The organism is Luteimonas rhizosphaerae, assembly GCF_002849595.1.
Lineage (GTDB): Bacteria > Pseudomonadota > Gammaproteobacteria > Xanthomonadales > Xanthomonadaceae > Luteimonas > Luteimonas cellulosilyticus.
This window is the reverse complement of the sequence record NZ_NRQR01000013.1, coordinates 76,499-95,327: the sequence shown is the minus strand read 5'-3', so window position 1 is coordinate 95,327 and position 18,829 is coordinate 76,499. Positions and strand designations below refer to the sequence as shown.

Annotated in this window: 8 protein-coding genes and 2 pseudogenes; 3 read left to right on the top strand and 7 right to left on the bottom strand. The window is 69.3% G+C overall.

Features of this window, described 5'->3' with window-relative positions:
- Window positions 1-114: 114 nt before the first annotated feature.
- Window positions 115-2,127 (bottom strand): annotated as a pseudogene (locus CJ022_RS06310) (M13 family metallopeptidase); the annotation flags it as partial.
- A gap of 393 nt (window positions 2,128-2,520) precedes the next feature.
- Window positions 2,521-4,573 (bottom strand): annotated as a pseudogene (locus CJ022_RS06305) (M13 family metallopeptidase).
- A gap of 292 nt (window positions 4,574-4,865) precedes the next feature.
- Between CJ022_RS06305 and CJ022_RS06300 the strand changes: the two are divergent.
- Window positions 4,866-5,777, top strand: a complete 912-nt coding sequence (locus CJ022_RS06300) for an ABC transporter ATP-binding protein (protein WP_101925822.1) — start codon at window positions 4,866-4,868, stop codon at window positions 5,775-5,777.
- A 12-nt stretch (window positions 5,778-5,789) separates the two neighbouring features.
- The gene (locus CJ022_RS06295) at window positions 5,790-9,371 is read left to right on the top strand and encodes an ABC transporter permease/M1 family aminopeptidase (RefSeq protein WP_101925821.1); all 3,582 of its coding nucleotides are present in this window, start codon (window positions 5,790-5,792) and stop codon (window positions 9,369-9,371) included.
- Between the two features lie 45 nt (window positions 9,372-9,416).
- Here the strand turns inward: CJ022_RS06295 and CJ022_RS06290 are convergent, their stop codons facing one another.
- Entirely contained in the window at window positions 9,417-11,273 is a 1,857-nt protein-coding gene (locus CJ022_RS06290) for a monovalent cation:proton antiporter-2 (CPA2) family protein (RefSeq protein WP_101925820.1), read from the bottom strand.
- Window positions 11,274-11,276: 3 nt separating this feature from the next.
- The gene (locus CJ022_RS06285; protein ID WP_101925819.1) at window positions 11,277-11,642 is read right to left on the bottom strand and encodes a hypothetical protein; all 366 of its coding nucleotides are present in this window, start codon (window positions 11,640-11,642) and stop codon (window positions 11,277-11,279) included.
- A gap of 445 nt (window positions 11,643-12,087) precedes the next feature.
- Between CJ022_RS06285 and CJ022_RS06280 the strand changes: the two genes are divergently transcribed.
- On the top strand, window positions 12,088-13,491 hold the full coding sequence (locus tag CJ022_RS06280) for a DEAD/DEAH box helicase (protein ID WP_101925818.1): 1,404 nt from the start codon (window positions 12,088-12,090) through the stop codon (window positions 13,489-13,491).
- A 428-nt stretch (window positions 13,492-13,919) separates the two neighbouring features.
- On the opposite strand, the gene CJ022_RS06275 is transcribed toward CJ022_RS06280, so the two are convergent.
- The 3 genes from CJ022_RS06275 to CJ022_RS06265 form a co-directional block, all read right to left on the bottom strand.
- Window positions 13,920-15,815: a DUF885 domain-containing protein gene (locus CJ022_RS06275; protein ID WP_101925817.1), complete on the bottom strand. Its 1,896-nt coding sequence runs from the start codon at window positions 15,813-15,815 to the stop codon at window positions 13,920-13,922.
- Between the two features lie 85 nt (window positions 15,816-15,900).
- Window positions 15,901-16,602, bottom strand: a complete 702-nt coding sequence (locus tag CJ022_RS06270) for a DUF502 domain-containing protein (RefSeq protein ID WP_101925816.1) — start codon at window positions 16,600-16,602, stop codon at window positions 15,901-15,903.
- 49 nt (window positions 16,603-16,651) lie between these two features.
- Window positions 16,652-18,724 carry a bifunctional serine/threonine-protein kinase/formylglycine-generating enzyme family protein gene (locus CJ022_RS06265; protein WP_101925815.1) on the bottom strand — a complete coding sequence of 691 codons (2,073 nt, stop codon included), beginning with the start codon at window positions 18,722-18,724 and terminating at the stop codon, window positions 16,652-16,654.
- Window positions 18,725-18,829 lie beyond the last annotated feature (105 nt).

The following is an 18,829-nucleotide window of genomic DNA, read 5'->3' as shown; positions in this document are numbered from 1 at the left end:
CGGCACGCCGCGAGGGCAGAGCAGACGCGCCGGCAGGGTCCGGCGCATCCTCCGACCTCCACAACGCACGACGCCCGCTTGCGCGGGCGTCGTCGTATTCGAGCCGGGCGCGGTGCGGACCTGGTCGTCCTCGACCCGCGTCATCGCATCGGCGGCCTTGCAGGAGAACGTCTCGGCGAATGCCGGCTGGTTCGCCAGCGGGCCGTTGACGCGCCAGATGCCCGGCGCCTGCAGGCTGGTGGCGGCGTTGCGGGTCGCGGTGTCGACCGCCGACTGCTGGCGCCACAGCTGGGCCCAGCCGCGGTAGAACGCTTCCTTGCCCGACTGCTGCAGCTCCGGGCTCGACTGCTGCAGCGCGTCCCAGGCCAGCTCGACACCGGCCAGGTCGGCCGCGTTCTCGTCGCGGGTCAGCGCGCCGTTGACGTTGACCGCCGTCAGTCCGGGATAGGGATAGGCGTTGTACTGCGCAACCAGCTTGTCGGTCGCCGTCAGCCACGCGGCGTCGTCGGCCGGCGTCCACCAGGTGCGGACGGTCTCGCTGCTGTCGACGACCTTGCCCTTGATGTCGAGCGCGCGGCTGAGCTCGTGGCCGACCAGGGCGCCATAGGTGCCGTAATGGCTGGCGCCCTCGGCGCTCATGTCGAGCACCGGCGCCTGCAGCACCGCGGCCGAGACGATCAGCCGGTTCAACGCGATGTCGTAGGCCAGCGCCGGCGTCTGCGGCAGCACGTCCCAGCGACGCGAGGCGCCCGCCTGGCCGATGCGGCGCATCTCCTGCGCATGACGCCAGGTCGCGGCGATCAGCATGTTGCCGCCGAAGCTGCCGCGGCCCATCGGCTGCACCGTGTAGTCGATGTCCTGCACCGGCGCGCCGATCTCGATCTTCAGCTTGGCCAGCTTGGCGCGGGCTTCGGTCTTGGCGGCGTCGCTCATCCAGGCGTTGCGGTCGATGCCGCGGGCCAGCGCGTCGCGGACCTGGCCGGCGACGCTCTCGGCGCGCGCGCGGGTCGCATCGGGCAGGTGCCGGGCGACGTACTCACGCGACATCATCGGGCCCGCGGCGCGGTTGATCGCACCGAGCACCAGCGCTTCGCGCGTCGGCGGCGCGGTTTCGCCGCGCAGGATGCGACCGGCGAATTCGAACTCGGCGTCGCGGAAGCTCTTCGCCAGGTACGGCGCCATCGCGTTGCCGATATGGAAGCGCAGGTAGGCCTTCCACTGCTCGGGCTTGAGCGAATTGACCAGCGCGTCGAGCTGCGCGAACAGTTCCGGATTGGCGAGCGATACGTTGGTGTCGGTGACGCCCTGCGCGGCGAGGAACTCGTCGAGCTGCAGGCGGCGGTACTGCTTGCCCAGGCCTTCGGTCGGGACCAGCGCGTACTGCGTGCGCGGATCGCGCAGGTCGGCGAGCGGCCGCGAGATCGCCGCGATGCGGTTCTCGAGGTCGAGCACCAGCTGCGACTCGGCGTCCAGTCGGTCCTCGGCGGTGCCGGTCAGCGCGAGCATGTTGCGCACGTACTGGGTGTACTGCGCGCGGATCTCGTGGGACTCGGCATCTCCCCGCGTGTAGAACGCCGGGTCCGGCAGACCGAGGCCGCCCTGGGTGAAGTAGCCGATGTGGCCTTCGAGATCGGCGAGGTCGATCTCGGCGCCGAAGTTGAACAGCACCGGGATGCCGACCTGGTGCAGCGCCGCGATCGCCGGGGCGACGTCACGGGTGCGGCGGATGCCGTCGATGCGTGCGATCAGCGGGGCGATCGGCTGGGCGCCGTCCGCTTCGACCGCGGCTTCGTCGAGGCCGCTGGCCCAGAAATCGCCGAGCAGCGTCTGCACGTTGTTCTGCGGCGCCTGCATCGCGGCGTTGAGCAGATCGCGCTGCTGCTGCAGTGCGAGCGCCTGCAGGTCGCCGAAGGCCGAACGCGTGCCCTGACCGGCGACGACGACGTTCGCGTCCAGCCAGTCCTTGTTGACGAAGGTGTAGAGGTCCGTGCAAGCGGTGACCGGCGGCGGACCCTTGGGGGCGGCGGCGCGGCGACGCTGGGCATCGGCATCCGCGCTCAGGCCCACGAGCAGGGCGATCGAGGCGGCGAGCAGGGCGGGGCGGGCAAACGGGTACTGGATCGGCATCGCGGAGTCCGTGCGGCGTGAATCGCGCAAGTCTAGCAAGCCGTGGCGGCCGAAACGGTGTGGTGTCACGCCCGTCGACGGCCGCGGCACGACGCCCCGGCGCGGGAGCGGCGCCTTGTCTTCACTGCGCGTCGCGGCGGCGCGTTCAGGTGCGCGACCGGTCGCGCGCGCGCACTCCTGCAGGATGCGGTTGTCGGCATCGCATCGACACCTGTCGGCATGCCGGGCGGCATCGTGGCTGCGCCATGTGTGGACGTGTGTTGCGTCAAGCCGCGCGCGGCAGCTGCGTCATCTCGATGCCGTTCGGGAATCCGCGCCGTCGGTTCGCACCCGGCCAACGAAAAAAGCCCGGCATCGCTGCCGGGCTTTCCTTCGATCAGTGGCGCGTCCCGCTCACCAGATCACGACCTGCTGTTCGCCGCCGCGGACCATCGGGTCGCCGGCCTTGCAGTCGAACGCGGCGGCGAAGGCCGGCAGGTTCGACGGTGCGGCGATGGCGCGGAACGACGACAGCGCGTGCTCGTCGGTCGCCAGACGCTTGGTCAGCTCCTCGGGCGTGAAGTTGCGGCGCCACACCGTGGCCCAGCTCAGGAAGAAGCGCTGGTCGCGGGTGAGGCCGTCGGTCACCGGGTCGGGCGTGTCGCCGGCGACCGAGATCGGCGATGTTCTCACCCAGCGTGTGGTTGCCGTTGAGCGCGCGACCGTCGGGCAGCGTGTAGTCGTTGAACTGCTGCACCAGCTTGCCGGTGCGCGCCTTGAAGCCGGTCATGTCGGCCTCGCTCCACCAGTTCTCCATGTTGCCGGTCGGCCCGAATCGCGCACCCTGGTCGTCGTAGCCGTGGGTCATCTCGTGGCCGATCACCGCGCCGATGCCGCCGTAGTTCATCTCGTCGGTGGCGTCGGGATCGAAGAACGGCGGCTGCAGGATCGCGGCCGGGAACGTCAGCTGGTTGGCCAGCGGGTTGTAGGACGCGTTGACCGTCTGCGGGCGCATGCCCCATTCGCTCTTGTCGACCGGCTTGCCGATCTTGCCGAGGTCCCACTTGTAGTTGAACTCGGTCGCGGCCATGACATTGCCGATGTAGCTGTCGCGGCTCGTGGTCAGGCCGGCCCAGTCGCGCCACTTGTCCGGGTAGCCGACGCGCGGCTCGAAGGTGTTCCACTTTTCGAGCGCCTTCTGCTTGGTCTCGGCGCTCATCCACTCTAGATTCTCGATGCGGATCTTCAGGGCGTCGCTGAGGTTCTTGATCAGCGCTTCCATCTTCGCCTTCGATTCGGCCGGGAACGCGACCTGCACGTACAGCTGGCCCATCGCCTCGCCGACCTGGCTGTCGACGGTGCCGAGCACGCGCTTCCAGCGTGGTTCGATCTCCTGCTGGCCGCTCAGGGTCTTGTTGTAGAAGGCGTAGTTCTGCTGCGCGAACGCGTCCGACAGGTACGGCGAGGCGCCGTCGACGACATGGAAGCGCAGGTAGCTCTTCCACTGGTCGACCGGCACGTCGACCAGCATCTTGTCGACTTCCTGGTGGAACGTCGGCACCGACATCGAGAACGTCGTCGGCACCGCGATGCCCTGCGATTCGAAGAACGCGGTCCACGGGAAGTTCGGCGTCAGTTTGTCGGCGTCGGCCACGCTCATCGGGTTGTAGTACAGCTCGACATTGCGCGAGAACTCCTCGCGCGACTTCGACGCCTTGGCGATGCGGGTCTCGAACGCCAGCACGTTGGCGGCCTGGGCCTGCGCGTCGGCGGCCGGCGTGCCCGACAGTTCCAGCACCTTGGCGATGTGGGCGACGTAGGCCTCGCGGATGCCGGCCTTGTCGGCGGCGGTGTAATAGGTGGTGTCGGGCAGGCCGAGACCGCCCTGGCCGGTCGCGGCGATGTTGACCGAGGAGTCCTTGAAGTCCGGCATCGCGCCGATGCCCCACAGGAAGCCCTGGCCCTTGGCGGCGGTGGTGCGGAGCCAGTTCACCACCGAGGCGGTGTCGGTCAACGCGTCGATCGCGGCGAGCTCGGCCTGCAGCGGCGCGATGCCCTGCGCGTTGATCTTGGCGTCGTCCATGCCGGTGGCCCAGAAATCGCCGACCAGCTTCTCGGTGCCGCTCGCGTTCGCGTCGGCGGCCGCCTGCTGCGCGAGCTGGTGCTGCACGGCGGTCGAGCGTTCGTCGAGCATCTCGAACGCGCCCCACGAGGTGCGGTCGCCCGGAATCGCGTTCGCCGCCAGCCAGGTGCCGTTGACGTAGCCGCCGAAATCGGTACACGCGTTCTTGCTGGTGTCGAGGTCGCTGGCGAGGAAGCGGTTGTAGGGCGGCAGCGTGCTTTCGTCGAGCGTCAGCGCGGGTGCGGCGTCCGTGGCCGGCGGCGTGGCCGCGGTCGGCGCGGCAGGCGTCCCGGCGTCGTTGCCGCAGGCGGACAGCGCGAAGACGATGGCGCCGGTCAGGAACAGGCGTTTGGGGGTGTTGATCACGGCGGGAACTCCGGAAAGGAAAGAACGCCGGACGGCAGCGCCCGGGCTGCCGGCACTCTACGCCCGGCGCCGGGGCGGGGAGGGTGTCGAAGGTCATGGCGGGCGCGGCGACGCGTCGCCGCGGTTCCGGGTCAAGCCGTTGTCGGAACGGGCATTTTTCCTGCGGTGTTGCCGAATGTGTCCATCCGGCAGGGTGACGTTCGACCCGTGCAGGCCCGAGGGTCCTGGGCGACGATCACCGCGTCGTGCCGATGGCACAGGGAGAAGACCGATGCTCGCGATCCGTGACCTCACCAAGACCTATGCCAACGGCGTGCGCGCCCTCGACGGCGTGACGCTCGATATCCCGCGCGGCATGTTCGGCCTGCTGGGTCCCAATGGCGCGGGCAAGTCCTCGTTGATGCGCACGCTGGCGACGCTGCAGTCGGCCGACGGCGGCAGCGTCACGCTCGACGGCAGCGACGGTCCGATCGACGTGCTGCGCGACAAAGACGCGGTGCGCAGGCAGCTCGGCTATCTGCCGCAGGATTTCGGCGTCTATCCCAAGGTCAGCGCGCTGGATCTGCTCGAGCACTTCGCGGTGCTCAAGGGCCTGACCGACCGCAAACAGCGGCGCGAAGTCGTCGACGGCCTGCTGGCGCAGGTGAACCTGTGGGATGCGCGCAAGCGCAAGCTCGGCACGTTCTCGGGCGGCATGCGCCAGCGCTTCGGGATCGCGCAGGCGCTGCTCGGCAATCCGCGCCTGGTCATCGTCGACGAACCCACCGCCGGCCTCGATCCCGAAGAGCGCAACCGCTTCCTCAACCTGCTGGCGGCGATCGGCGAGGACGTGGTGGTGATCCTGTCGACGCACATCGTCGAGGACGTCACCGATCTGTGCCCGACGATGGCGATCATGAATCGCGGCCAGGTGCTGCTGACCGGGCGACCCAGCGACGCGATCGACGCGCTGTCGCAGCAGGTCTGGCGCAAGCAGGTCACCAAGGAGACGCTGTCCGGCTACGAGGCCGCGCACACGGTGCTGTCGACGCGCCTGGTCGCCGGCCAGCCGGTGATCCACGTGCACAGCGCGGAGCGGCCGGAGGACGGCTTCGTGCAGATCGATCCGGATCTGGAGGACGTGTACTTCCAGCGTCTGCGCCTGCAGGCGCGGCAGCAGGCGACGCCTGCGCCGGCCGCCTGAACGGAGGCCGCCGTGATCTTCGAATTCTTCCGCTTCGAGCTGCGCCAGCAGCTCCGCTCGCCGCTGCTCTGGTTCCTCGCGGTGCTGTTCGCGCTGCTCGGGTTCGGCGCCGCCTCCAGCGATGCCGTGCAGATCGGCGGCGCGATCGGCAATGTCCACCGCAATGCGCCGGTCGTGGTCGCGCAGCTGTTCGGCGCGTTCACCCTGCTCACGATGCTGATCGTGCCGATCTTCGTCAGCACCGCGCTGCTGCGCGATTTCGAGCAGGGCACCGCGGATCTTCTGTTCTCGGGACCGGTGCGACGGCGCGACTATCTGCTGGGCCGGATCGGCGCCGCCCTGCTGGCGAGCCTGGCGGTGTTCGTCGTCATCGCCATCGGCCTGTTCGTCGCGCAGTTCATGCCGTGGATCGATCCAGCGCGCCTGGGGCCGGTGTCGCTGCGGCCCTACCTGTGGGCGCTGGGCGTGATCGTGGTACCGAACCTGCTGTTCGTCACCGCGCTGCTGGCGCTGCTGGCGGTCACCACGCGCGCGATCCTGTGGGTCTACATCGGCGTGCTGGCCTTCTTCGTGCTCTATTTCATCAGCGCGGCGATGATGCGGGACATCGACAATATCTGGCTGGCGACGCTGGTCGAGCCGCTGGGTGCACGCGCGCTGTCGCGCACGGTGCGGTACTGGTCGGCCGAGGAGCGCAACGCCGGCCTGCCGGCGTTCGCCGGCTATCTGCTCGCCAACCGCGCGCTGTGGGGGGGCGTGTCGTTGATGCTGCTGGCGGCGACCTTCGCATTGTTCCGGACCGAGCGCAGCGGCACCGGGCGCAGCCTGTTCACGCGCCGCCGCGTGGCGCCGCCGGCGACCGTGGCGGCCGTCGTGCCGTCGCGCGCACCGATCCGCGTACAGCCGGTATTCGGCTCGTCCACCGCATGGACGCAGACCTGGCGGCAGTTGCGCTTCGATACCGCAGGCGTGCTGCGCAGCGTGCCGTTCCTGGTGATGCTGCTGTTCGGCATCGTCAACTTCGTGCCCTCGGCGCTGCTGCAGGAGTCGATGTACGGCACCCCGGTCTACCCGGTGACCTCGCAGATGCTCGATGCGCTGCGAGGCAGCTACAGCTTCCTGCTGATGATCGTGGTGATGTTCTACGCCGGCGAACTGGTGTGGAAGGAACGCAGCGCCAAGCTCAACGAAGTGGTCGATGCGATGCCGGTGCCCAACCGCATTCCGTTGCTGGCGAAGTTCCTGACCCTGCTGGTCGTGATCGCGCTGTTCCAGCTGATCGGCATGGCGATGGCGATGGCGATCCAGCTGTTCAAGGGCAGCGTGCAGCTCGAACCGCTGGTCTACGCGCAGGCGCTGGTGTTCGACTCGATTCCCTACGTGATCATGGGCGGACTGGCGCTGGCGTTGCAGGTCTTCGCCAACAACAAGTTCATCGGTTACGGGCTGCTGGTGCTGGTGCTCGTCGCGCAGGCCGTGCTCGGCATGCTCGACTTCACCCACAACCTCTACACCATCGGCGCCTGGCCGAACGCGCCGTATTCCGACATGAACGGCTACGGCCATTTCCTCGCCGGCCAGCTGGCGTTCCAGGGCTACTGGGGGCTGTTCGTCGCGGCGATGCTGCTGCTCGCGGCCGCCCTGTGGGTGCGCGGCGTGGAGGGCGGCTGGCGACAGCGCCTGGCCGGCATGCGCACGCAGCTGCGCGGCGGCCTGGGCGTGGCGTTCGCGGTGGCCGTGCTCGCCTTCGCGGCGGTCGGCGGCGTGCTGTTCTGGAACACCAACGTCCGCAACGAGTTCGTCTCGCCCGACGGCCAGCTCGATCTGCAGGCCCGCTACGAGCGGGACTACAAGCAGTACGAGTCGCTCCCCCAGCCGCGCATCGTCGCCAGTCGTTCGGAGATCGATCTGCGTCCCGAAACGCAATCGATGACCGGTACGCTGGTGTACACGGTGCGCAATCCGCATACCGGGCCGATCCCCGAGATCCACATCGGCATGACCGAGGACCGCGCGCTGGTCGGTGTCGATCTGGGCGGGCAGACGCTCGCGCGGCACGACGAACCGCTGGGCTATCGCATCTACCGGCTCGCGACGCCGCTGGCGCCGGGCGAAACGCGCGAGTTCCGCTTCCAGGTGGACTTCCATCCGACCGGCCTCACCAGCGGCCAGGCGCAGACGCAGTTCGTCGAGAACGGCAGTTTCTTCAACAGCGGCATGTTCCCGCAGTTCGGCTACACCGCACGCGCCGAGATCAGCGACCGCAACGAGCGGCGCAAGCGCGATCTGGGCGAGCCGCGGCGCATGCCGAAACTCGAGGACGAAGCCGCCCGTGCCAATACCTATCTGACCGACGACGCCGACTGGATCGACTTCAGCACCACGATCTGCACCGCGCCCGACCAGATCGCGCTCGCGCCGGGTTACATCGAGCGCGAGTTCGAACGCGACGGACGCCGCTGCTTCAGCTACGCGATGGATCGCCCGATGCTGCACTTCTACGCGTTCCTGTCGGCGCGCTGGGAGGTCCGCAAAGGCATGTACAAGGACATCCCGATCGAGGTGTATTTCGATCCCAAGCATCCGTTCAACGTCGACCGCATGATCGAGGCGACGCAGAAGTCGCTGGCGTACTACGAGGCGAACTTCACCCCGTACCAGCATCGCCAACTGCGCATCATCGAGTTTCCCGGCTATGCCAGCTTCGCCCAGGCCTTCGCCAACACGGTGCCGTACTCGGAGTCGATCGGCTTCATCGCCGACCTGCGCGATGCGGACACGCTGGACTACGTGTTCTACGTCACCGCGCACGAAGTCGCGCACCAGTGGTGGGCGCACCAGGTGATCGGCGCGAACGTGCAGGGCGCGACGATGCTGTCCGAATCGCTGTCGCAGTACTCGGCGCTGATGGTGATGGAGCAGACGTACGGGCGCACGCGCATGCGCCAGTTCCTGAAGTACGAACTGGACCGCTATCTGGGCGGGCGTGGCGGCGAGCTGCTGGAGGAGCTGCCGCTCTATCGCGTCGAGAACCAGCAGCACATCCACTACCAGAAGGGCTCGCTGGTGTTCTACCGCCTGCGCGATGAGATGGGCGAGGCCGCGCTCAATCGCGCGCTCAAGCGCTTCCTGGAGGACAAGGGCTACCAGCCGCCGCCGTACACGACCTCGCGCGAACTGCTGGACTACATCCGCGAAGAAGCGCGCCCCGACCAGCAGACGCTGATCACCGATCTATTCGAGACGATCAGCTTCTACGACAACCGCGTCGTGACCGCGGCGGCGACGCGTCGCGACGATGGCCGCTACGACGTCACGCTGACCCTGCACGCGGCCAAGCGCTACGCCGACGGCACCGGTCGCGAGACCGAGGGCGCGCTCGACGACTGGGTCGAGGTCGGCGTGTTCGCACGCAGACCGTCGGGCAAGGAACGCGACGAGAAGGTGCTGTACCTTGAGCGCCACCACATCACGACGGCGGATCCGGTGATCACCGTGACCGTCGACGAGGCGCCGTTCGAGGCCGGCTTCGATCCCTACAACAAGCTGATCGACCGGGTGTCGGCGGACAATCGGCGGCGGGTGACGTTGTAAGGGACTGCGACGGGGCGATGCGGATCATCGCCCCGTCGGCCGCGGTCAGGGCAACGGCGGCTCGTGGCCGGGCGTCGAAGCGGCCGGATCGTTGAGCGACTTGCTCTCGCGCTTGGGGCGCGTCAGCGGCGTCGGTTTCGGACCCGGTGCACCGGTGTTCTTGATGAGCAGCGGAATGCCGGCGCGGGTGTCGTTGCTGGCGGTCTCCAGCTCGAAACGCTCGGCGTCGAGGCGCCGGACCTGCGCGGCGATGGTGTCGGCATCCTCTTCAGGGACGTCGAGCTCGCGCAGCACTGCGGCGCCGAACTGCACGGCCGATTCGAAGGTCTCGCGGATCTGGAAGTCGACGCCGGCGTTGACCAGCGCCAGCGAGTGCTCACGGTCGAACGAGCGCACCAGCAGCTTGGCCTGGGTGAATTCGTGGGTCGCGAGTTCGACGATCCGGTTCGCGGCACTGCGGTCGTCGATGCAGACCGCGATCGCGCGTGCGGTGTGCGCGCCCGAGGCGCGGAGGACGTCGAGCCGGGTGCCGTCGCCGTAGTAGACCTTGAAGCCGAACTCGGCCGCGCTCTGGATCATCTCGATGTCGGTGTCGATGATCGTGACGTCGACGTCGCGCGCCAGCAGCGACTGGCTCATGACCTGGCCGAAGCGGCCGAAACCGATGATCAGCACGCTGCCACTCTGGCCTGCGACTTCTTCCACGTCGTCGGGACGCGCGGCCCGCGCCCTGACGATGAAGCGCTGGCTCACCAGCACGACCAGCGGCGTCAACGCCATCGACAGCACGACGATCGCGGTCAGGTTGGCATTGACCTCGGCGGCGATCAGGCCGGTCGCCGCGGCCGTGGAGAACAGCACGAACGCGAACTCGCCGCCCTGCGCCATCAGGACCGCGCGCTCCAGCGCTTCGGGATGCGAACTGCGGGTGACGCGCGCCACCAGGTAGATGCACAGCGCCTTGGTCGCCATCGCCGCGAGCACGCCGCCGACGATCTGCGGCCAGTTCGCCGCGACGACCGTCAGGTTCAGCGCCATGCCGACGCCGAGGAAGAACAGGCCCAGCAGGATGCCGCGGAACGGCTCGATGTCGGCCTCGATCTGGTGCCGGAACGAGGATTCCGACAGCAGCACGCCGGCCAGGAATGCGCCCATCGCCATCGACAGGCCACCGAGCTGCATCAGCAGCGCCGCGCCCAGCACGACCAGCAGCGCGGCCGCGGTCATGACCTCGCGGGCCTTGGCCGCGGCGAGGATCCGGAACATCGGATTGAGCAGGTAGATGCCGGCGACGATCAGACCCACCAGCGATGCGATGCCGATGCCGACCGACACCCAGCGCGACGGCGCGTCGACCGCGGCCTCGGGCGTCGGCGCAAGGAATGCGATCAGGGCCAGCAAGGGCACGATCAGCAGATCCTCGAACAGCAGCACCGAGACGATCTTCTGGCCGTGCGGCAGCGCCACTTCGCCGCGCTCGGACAGCAGCTGCATCACCACCGCGGTGGAGGTCATGACGAAGCCGGCGGCGCCGACGAAGGCGATGGGCCACGGGAAGCCGAACGCCGCGCCGAGCAGGGTCAGCGCGGTGATGCTGAGAATGATCTGCAGCGCGCCGAGGCCGAAGATCTGCCGGCGCAGGCTCCACAGGTGCGAGGGGCGCATCTCGAGGCCGATGACGAACAGGAACATCACCACGCCGAGCTCGGCGACGTGGAGGATCGATTCGGGATCCGAGAACCAGCCGAAGCCGAACGGGCCGATGACGAGGCCGGCCGCGAGATAGCCGAGCACCGAACCCAGCTTGAGCCTGCGGAACAGCGGCACCGCGACCACGGCCGCGCCGAGCAGCGCGACCACGCGGACCAGCTGCTCGGTCACCATTCCCGCGTCGCCGGCCATGGCTCAGCGCCTCCGCGGCGCGGACTGCGCCAGCAGCAGGAAGCCGCCGACGAGCCCGGCGTTCTTCATGAAATGCAGCAGCTGGCCATCGCGCGCGGCGGCGTCGAGCGTCCAGAACGGGTGCGAGACGACGGCGTCGACCAGCAGCAGCGCGGCGGCGGTGGATGCGGTCCACGACAGTCGCCACCCGCTGGCGATGACCAGACCCAGCACGCATTCCGCGACGCTGAAGGCCAGCGCGGCGTCCGGCACTGTCGCGCCCTCGACCGCGATCCACAGACGCGAGCCGCCCAGCACGAGGAAGACGCTGGCCAGCAGCCAGCGGGCGAGCAGGGCAGTCGGCGACGTGGCACCGGAGCGGTGGCGCATGGAGAGGGATCCAGCCGGGAATGCGGTCGATGCTGCCACAGGGCCATGGTCTCGCCCAGAGCCGCCCCGCCGGATGCTGCGTCGCAGGAATGCGGCGCTGTCCCCGGTGATCGCCGGTCTGGCACCCCGGCTGGAGAATCAAGCTGAATTGGCGTACACTCCGTCTCGTTCTGCAACACGGCTGCCCCCGTCCGACGCGATCCGCGTCGACGGATACGATCCTGGTACGCCTTCCGCATTGATCGATCTCCGATCCGCGCGGACTTATTCCGCACGTCTTTCGTCGCGCAGACCACGGCCCGGAGCATCCGGCAGCCGTTCCATCATTGCTCGCAGCGCGGTTCTGGATAGCTCCGAGCAAGACTTCCCAGCGTTCCCGTCACCGGTGTCGTGCGTCTGCACGATCCACGGACGGCGGCGTGCGGAAGCGCAAGGAGTTCCCTCCATGACGCTCGAAACCGAAACCCAGACCTTCGAAGACCTGGGTCTGTCGCCCGCGCTGCTGCGCGCGCTCGCCGAAACCAACTCCACGACGCCGACGCCGATCCAGGCCCAGGCGATCCCGCTGGCGCTGGCCGGCCACGACCTGCTGGGCGGCGCCCAGACCGGCACCGGCAAGACCGCCGCGTTCGGCCTGCCGCTGCTGCAGCGCTTGTCGAAGGAAACGCCGGCCAAGGGTCCGCGCAAGCCGCGCGCGCTGATCCTGGTGCCGACCCGCGAGCTCGCGGTGCAGGTCGCCGACAGCATCAAGAGCTACGGCAAGCACCTGCGCCTGAACGTCACCACCGTGTTCGGTGGCGCCGGCATGCAGCCGCAGATCGAGAACCTGCGCCGCGGCGTCGACATCCTCGTCGCCTGCCCGGGTCGCCTGCTCGACCATATCGAATCGGGCCACGCCAAGCTCGACATGGTCGAAGTGCTGGTGCTCGACGAGGCCGACCGCATGCTCGACATGGGCTTCCTGCCGTCGATCAAGCGCATCATGGGCCGCGTGCCGAAGACGCGTCAGACGATGCTGTTCTCGGCCACGTTCGAGTCGCAGATCCGCGCGCTGGCGCTGGAGTTCCTGCGCGATCCGAAGCAGATCCAGGTCGCGACCAACAACACGATCGCCGAGACGATCCGCCATCGCGCGCATCCGGTCGACAACGCGCGCAAGCGCGACCTGCTGGTCGAACTGCTGTCCAAGCGCCACACCGACCAGGTGCTGATCTTCGGCAAGACCAAGCACGGCTGCAACCGTCTCGCCGAGCAGCTGGCCGAGTCCGGCCTGCCGTCCGTCGCGATCCACGGCAACAAGAGCCAGGCGCAGCGCCAGAAGGCCCTGAACCTGTTCAAGAGTGGCAAGGCGCGCATCCTCGTCGCCACCGACGTCGCCGCGCGCGGCCTCGACATCCCGAACTTGCCGCTGGTCATCAACCATGACCTGCCGATGGTCGCCGAGGACTACGTGCACCGCATCGGCCGCACCGGTCGCAACGGTGCGACGGGCGAGGCACTGTCGCTGGTGTCGCCGGAAGAGGGCGGCCTGCTGCGCCAGATCCAGCGCATGCTCAACGCCGAACTGACGATGGAAGTCGTCGAAGGTTTCGCGCCGAGCCGGCCGATCCGCCTCGACACGCCGATCCCGAAGAACGGCGGCCAGCAGCAGCGCAAGCCGTCGATGGGCGCGCGTCCGGGCCTGCGCCCGGGCGAGCAGAAGCCGGCAGGCCAGCGCCCGCCGCGCAAGGCCGGCAGCCGTGGCCATGGTCACGCGAAGCCGCAGGAACGCGGCGCGCACGCACACGCGGGCCCGAAGCAGAGCCGCGGCCCGGGCCGCGCACAGGGCGCACGCCGCGACAGCGCGTGATCCCCGGCGCGTTGCGCTGACGCGATGAAGAAGGGCCGGCATTGCCGGCCCTTCTTTTTGTCTGCGAACCGGCGGCTGTTGCCGAGCAAGCCATCGCAACCGTCCCGGTTGCTCGTGTGCTGGGGAGGGATTGAACGTCGTATCGCGCGCCGCACGCGGTACCCCGTGGAGCCGAGCTGACGGTCCTGTCGACGGCATTCCGTGCCGAACGGCGACTCCGATCCTCGTCCCCGAACCGTCTCGCAATCGCGTGGCTGCGAGCAGTTCCTGTAGAAGCGCGCCTGCGCGCGACAAGCCGTCACGGTCATGCGTCCGTCGTGCAGGCCACATGCACGCACGCGAAGACGACGATCCCCACGCGACCATCGCGCGCGAGCGCGCTCCTGACCGGGAAGCGCGCGGCTCGGTAGTGCCGCGCGGTCGTGCGATCAACCCGCGTCGGCAGGTGCGTCCGCGGCAGCTCCGGTTCCGGCGTCGGCACCGGGCGTCGCGGGACGCGACTGCACGGCGGCGATCCACGTGTCGATCTTCGCCTCCAGCACGGCCAGCGGCACCGAGCCGTCCTTCAGCACTTCGGCGTGGAACTCGCGGATGTCGAAGCGCTCGCCGAGCGCGGCTTCGGACTTCGCGCGCAGCTCCTTGATCTTCAGTTCGCCGATCTTGTATGCCAGCGCCTGGCCGGGCCAGGCGATGTAGCGCTCGGCCTCGGCGATCGCGTCGGGCTCGCTGACCGAGGAGTTCTCGAACATGTAGTCGAGCACCTGCCGGCGGGTCCAGCCCTTGCTGTGCAGGCCGGTGTCGACGACCAGACGGACCGCGCGCCACAGCTCGCCCTGCAGGCGGCCGAAGTAGCTGTAGGGATCGGTGTACAGCCCGAGGTCCTTCCCGAGCCCCTCGGCGTACAGGCCCCAGCCTTCGATGAAGGCGGTCTCGCCGCCGAAGCGGCGGAACGCGGGCAGGTCGGTGAGTTCCTGCTGCAGCGCCAGCTGGAAGTGGTGGCCGGGAATGGCTTCGTGCAGGAACAGGTCTTCCGCGTCCCAGGTCTTGCGCGTCGGCAGGTCGAAGGTGTTGACGTAGAAGATGCCCGGCCGGCTGCCGTCCTCGCTCGGCGACATGTAGGAGCCGCCGGCCGCGGACTCGGCGCGGAACGCTTCGACCGGGCGGATCTCGAACCCGGCCTTCGGCGTCAGCGAGAACAGCTCGGGTACCCGCGTCTCGACCTTCGCCTCGAGGGCGCGGTACGCGGCGAGCAGCGCATCCTCGGAGCGGAACTCGAAGCGCTTGTCGCTCTGCATGAACCTGAAGAAGTCCTGCAGCGAGCCGTCGAAGCCGACCTCGGTCATGACGCCGCGGATTTCCCCGTGGATGCGCGCGACCTCGTCGAGACCGATCTGGTGGATCGCGTCCGGCGCCAGCGTGGTCGTGGTCTGCTGCCGGGCCGAGTAGGCGTACCACGCCATGCCGTCGGGCAGCGCGTCGATGCCGACGCTGTCGCGCGTCTGCGGCAGGTATTCGTCGGCGATGAAGTCGCGCTGGCGCTGCATCGCGGGATTGAGCTGGTCGACGATCAGCGTGCGGAAGGCGGCCGTCAGGCGCTCGCGTTCGGCCTCCGGCACCTCGTCGGGAAACTGCGCGAGCGGGCCCCAGAAGGGGCTTTCCTCGGGCGTCGCCTGGATGACCGCGTCGAGCTGCGGCAACACCTTCTCCATCACCACGCGCGGCTGCACGACGTTGGCCTCGATGCCGGCACGCATGTTGGCGATGTCGGTATCGATCAGCACCGGCACACGCGCCGCGCGCGCCAGCCAGTTGTCGTAGTCCTGCACGGTCTTGAACGGCTGTGCGGTCTGGCCCGAGCCCAGCATCACCGCATAGCTGACGATGCTGCCCATCTGGTTGACCGGCAGCATCCACGACGGGAAGCGCTCGCCGTCGAGCGCGCGGCGGCGTTCGTCGACGAAGATCCGGTAGCTCAGCAGGTCCTGCCCGGTCAGGCCGGCCTCGCCGATCGCCTCGACCTGCTCGAGCCAGCGCGTGTTGAATGCATGCAACTGCGCGCGGTAGTCGGCACTGCCGAAATCGGGCAGCTGGTCGTTGTAGCGCATGTCGCCCTGGAACGTGGCCTGCACCGGATTGAGCTTCAGCGTCTCTTCCCAGAACTCGGCATAGAGCGCGGTCAGTCGCGCGGCCTTCGCAGCCGCATCCTCAGGTGCGGCGGCATCGGTGGCGGGCGTGGCGACCGGTGCGGCATCGCGGCTGCAGGCGACGAGACTCCCGGTCGCCGTCAGGGCGAATGCGATGGCGAGGACGAGCGGACGGGTCATGGAGAGGCTCCGGAGGCGAAGCGTCGATGGTGGTCCGCGGTGCCACGCGTGGCAAGGGACGGAGGTCACGCGTCGCGACGCGGACTCAGTGCGGTGCCGTCGGCGCCGGTGGCGCGGACGGCCGGGCGCGCGCGGGCGGATCGAACGGAATCGTGTCCGGCGCGACCGCGCCGCCGGAGATGATGAAGCTCATCGCCTGGTCGACGGTCCAGTCGGTCGGCGTGAGCTTGTCCAGCGGCACGATTTCCAGATAGCCGGACGTCGGGTTCGGCGTGGTCGGCACGTAGACCGCGGCGAGTTCACGACCGGTGCCGGCTTCGCGGATCACCCGGGTGACGAAGCCGACCGACTTCATCTCCGCATGCGGAAAGTCGATCAGCACCACGCGCTGGGTGCCGTCGGGCTTGGTCTGCAGGATGTCGAGCAACTTGCGCGCGCTCGAATAGATGACGTTCGCCAGCGGGATGCGCCGTACCAGCGCCTCGACCCAGGACAGCATGCGCTGGCCGACGACGCGGCGCGCCAGCCAGCCGACGACGAGGATCAGCACAATGGTCGCGACCAGGGCGATGGTCGCCTGCACCGAGGCCACGTTGATCCAGCCGAGCGAGTTCGGGAACCACGCCGCGATCTGGTGCGCCAGCGGCGCGACCCACGGCCGGCTGATGTCCGACAGCAATACGAAGACGAACTTGACGACGATCCAGGTCAGCCAGATCGGCAGCAACGTCAGCAGGCCGGTCAGGAACAGGCGCTGCAGACGGCCGCTCAAGGTGGTGTTGCTCATGGCGACGGGACGGACACGATGCGGGGACGCGCATCATAGGCCGCCGGCCTCAGGGCAGGTGAACCAGACGGAAGCCGACGTCGTCGTAGCCGCGGTCGGGTTCGAGCGCCCGGCTGTCCTTGCCGTCGTCGTGGCCGCGGCCGACGGCGACGCGCTGCTTGCAGACCGCGGCGCAGTCGCTGCGCCACTCGGCCGGCGCGGACGCCGACGGCGGCAGCGCGGCGCCATGCGCGTTGGACGCGACGACGATGCCGCGGCCGGTGCGCTCGCTGATCCAGCGGGCGTAGTCGACCGCATCGTGCCAGGTCACGCAGACCACCGGATCGCCCGGCGCTTGGTCGAAGCCCGGCTTCTCCCAGCTGCGCGGCGCCAGCGCTCGCAGCACCGAGCCGCGTGCCCGGCAGCTCGCGGCCCGCCGCCCGGTCGCGCTGGCGAAGCGTGCATATTCGGCGCGGCTCACCGGCGCGTTGGCGATGCCGAACACGGTATCGGCCGTGCGCACCACGCGCATGCCCGATGGCGCGTGATCGCCGGCGTCGGCGAGATCCGGAATCGTCTGCGCCGCGCGCCGCAAGCGCGACGTCGTCGGTGCGTCGAGGCCGGCCGCGGCCGCGGCGGCGAGACTCGCGATCGCCTGGTCGCGATCGACGCGCTCGGTCGCCTGGTCGATGCGCGCAGTGATCGCGGCGACGACCGGCGCATGCAGGGCGCGCATCGCGTCGCCGTCGGCCTGGCCGATCCCCGCGGCCCGCGAGCGCGTCTGTTCCAGCAGCGCCGCCGCGCCACGATCGTCGCCGCGTGCGATCAGCTGGCCGGCGCGGGTGCCGATCGCGGCGAAGAGTCGCGTGGCGACCGCCGGCACGCGCAGGTGTTCGCGGTCCGCGTCCCAGGCCTTCTGCAGCTGGTCGAGCGCACTGCGGCCTTCGGGTGTGGTCAGGTTGCCGGCGCGGATCTGGCGCTCGGCGTCGGCGATGTGGCGGTCGCTCGGTGAAATCGGTGCGGCGCGGGGGGCCGTGACGGCGTCCGTCGGCGGCGACGCGGCGCGCGTCGCCGGGTCGGCCGCTCCCTCGCCTGCGTCCGCGGCGTCGCCGGTGACGTCGCCGGACGCGGCCGTGCGGCCGATCGAGGCGACCGGGGCGGTTTCGGACTCCGGCGTGCGCAGCGTGTGCAGCAGCAGACCGGTGCCGGCCGCGGCCAGCAGCACGACCGGGATCCACACCGCCCGCGGCGACCGGCGCGCGCTGGCGCCGAGTTTGCGGAAGGTCTGGGTGATCGCCGCTTCGCGTCCTTCGCGCTGCGGCACGCGGGCGAGTGCGTCGAGCATGTCCGCGGCATCGGCGAAGCGCCGGCCCGGTTCCTTGGCCAGTGCGCGGTCCATGAACCGCTGCCAGTGGCGCAGCGCCGGCGGCAGCCGCGGGATCGGGCTCTGGGTGTGCTGGATCGCCATCGACAACGCGTCGTCGGCCTGGTACGGCAGCGCGCCGTTGAGCATTTCCCAGGCGAGCACGCCGACGCTGTAGAGATCCGTGCGGTGGTCGACCTGGTGCCCGCGCGCCTGCTCCGGCGCCATGTAGGCGGTGCTGCCGACGGCGAGCCCGACCATGGTGACGCGGGTGCCGTAACCGCGGCGCAGGGCGATGCCGAAATCGGCGAGCAGCGGCCGGTCCGCCTCGTCGAACAGCACGTTCTCGGCCTTGACGTCGCGATGGATCACGCCGCGCGCATGCGCGTAGCCGAGCGCGGACAGCAGTGCGCGCAACACGTCGTGGATGCGTTCGGGCTGGCCCTTGAGATCGCGCTGGCCCAGGTGACCGTGCGGCAGGAACGGCATCGAGTACCACGGCAGGCCCTCGCGCGTGCGGCCGACCTCGTGGATGCCGACGATGTGCGGATGTTCGAGCCGCGCGATCGTGCGTGCTTCGTTCTCGAACCGCCGCCGGCTGACCTCGTCGGCGAGCGCTTCGGGCAGCATCACCTTGATCGCGACGTCGCGGCCCAGCGACAGCTGGGTGCCGCTGTAGACGGTCGCCATGCCGCCGTGGCCGACGACGCGCAGCAGCCGGTAGCCGGGAATGTCCGGCAGGACCGGCGCGGCCTCGGTTCCAGGTGTCGTGTGCGGCATGCGTCCCCCTGTGCGGCGGACAGCATACCCATGCCGCGAACGAAAACGGTGTGACGCCGGACGGGTTCAGGACTGTGGATCCAGCACGGTGCGCGTGCAGGCGAA

What these genes read in the sequence shown, in the direction of transcription:
- CJ022_RS06290 (WP_101925820.1), bottom strand. Translation starts at nt 11,273, where the DNA reads ATGGCCGGCGACGCGGGAATGGTGACCGAGCAGCTGGTCCGCGTGGTC.
- CJ022_RS06280 (WP_101925818.1), top strand. Translation starts at nt 12,088, where the DNA reads ATGACGCTCGAAACCGAAACCCAGACCTTCGAAGACCTGGGTCTGTCG.
- CJ022_RS06270 (WP_101925816.1), bottom strand. Translation starts at nt 16,602, where the DNA reads ATGAGCAACACCACCTTGAGCGGCCGTCTGCAGCGCCTGTTCCTGACC.
- CJ022_RS06300 (WP_101925822.1), top strand. Translation starts at nt 4,866, where the DNA reads ATGCTCGCGATCCGTGACCTCACCAAGACCTATGCCAACGGCGTGCGC.
- CJ022_RS06285 (WP_101925819.1), bottom strand. Translation starts at nt 11,642, where the DNA reads ATGCGCCACCGCTCCGGTGCCACGTCGCCGACTGCCCTGCTCGCCCGC.
- CJ022_RS06265 (WP_101925815.1), bottom strand. Translation starts at nt 18,724, where the DNA reads ATGCCGCACACGACACCTGGAACCGAGGCCGCGCCGGTCCTGCCGGAC.
- CJ022_RS06275 (WP_101925817.1), bottom strand. Translation starts at nt 15,815, where the DNA reads ATGACCCGTCCGCTCGTCCTCGCCATCGCATTCGCCCTGACGGCGACC.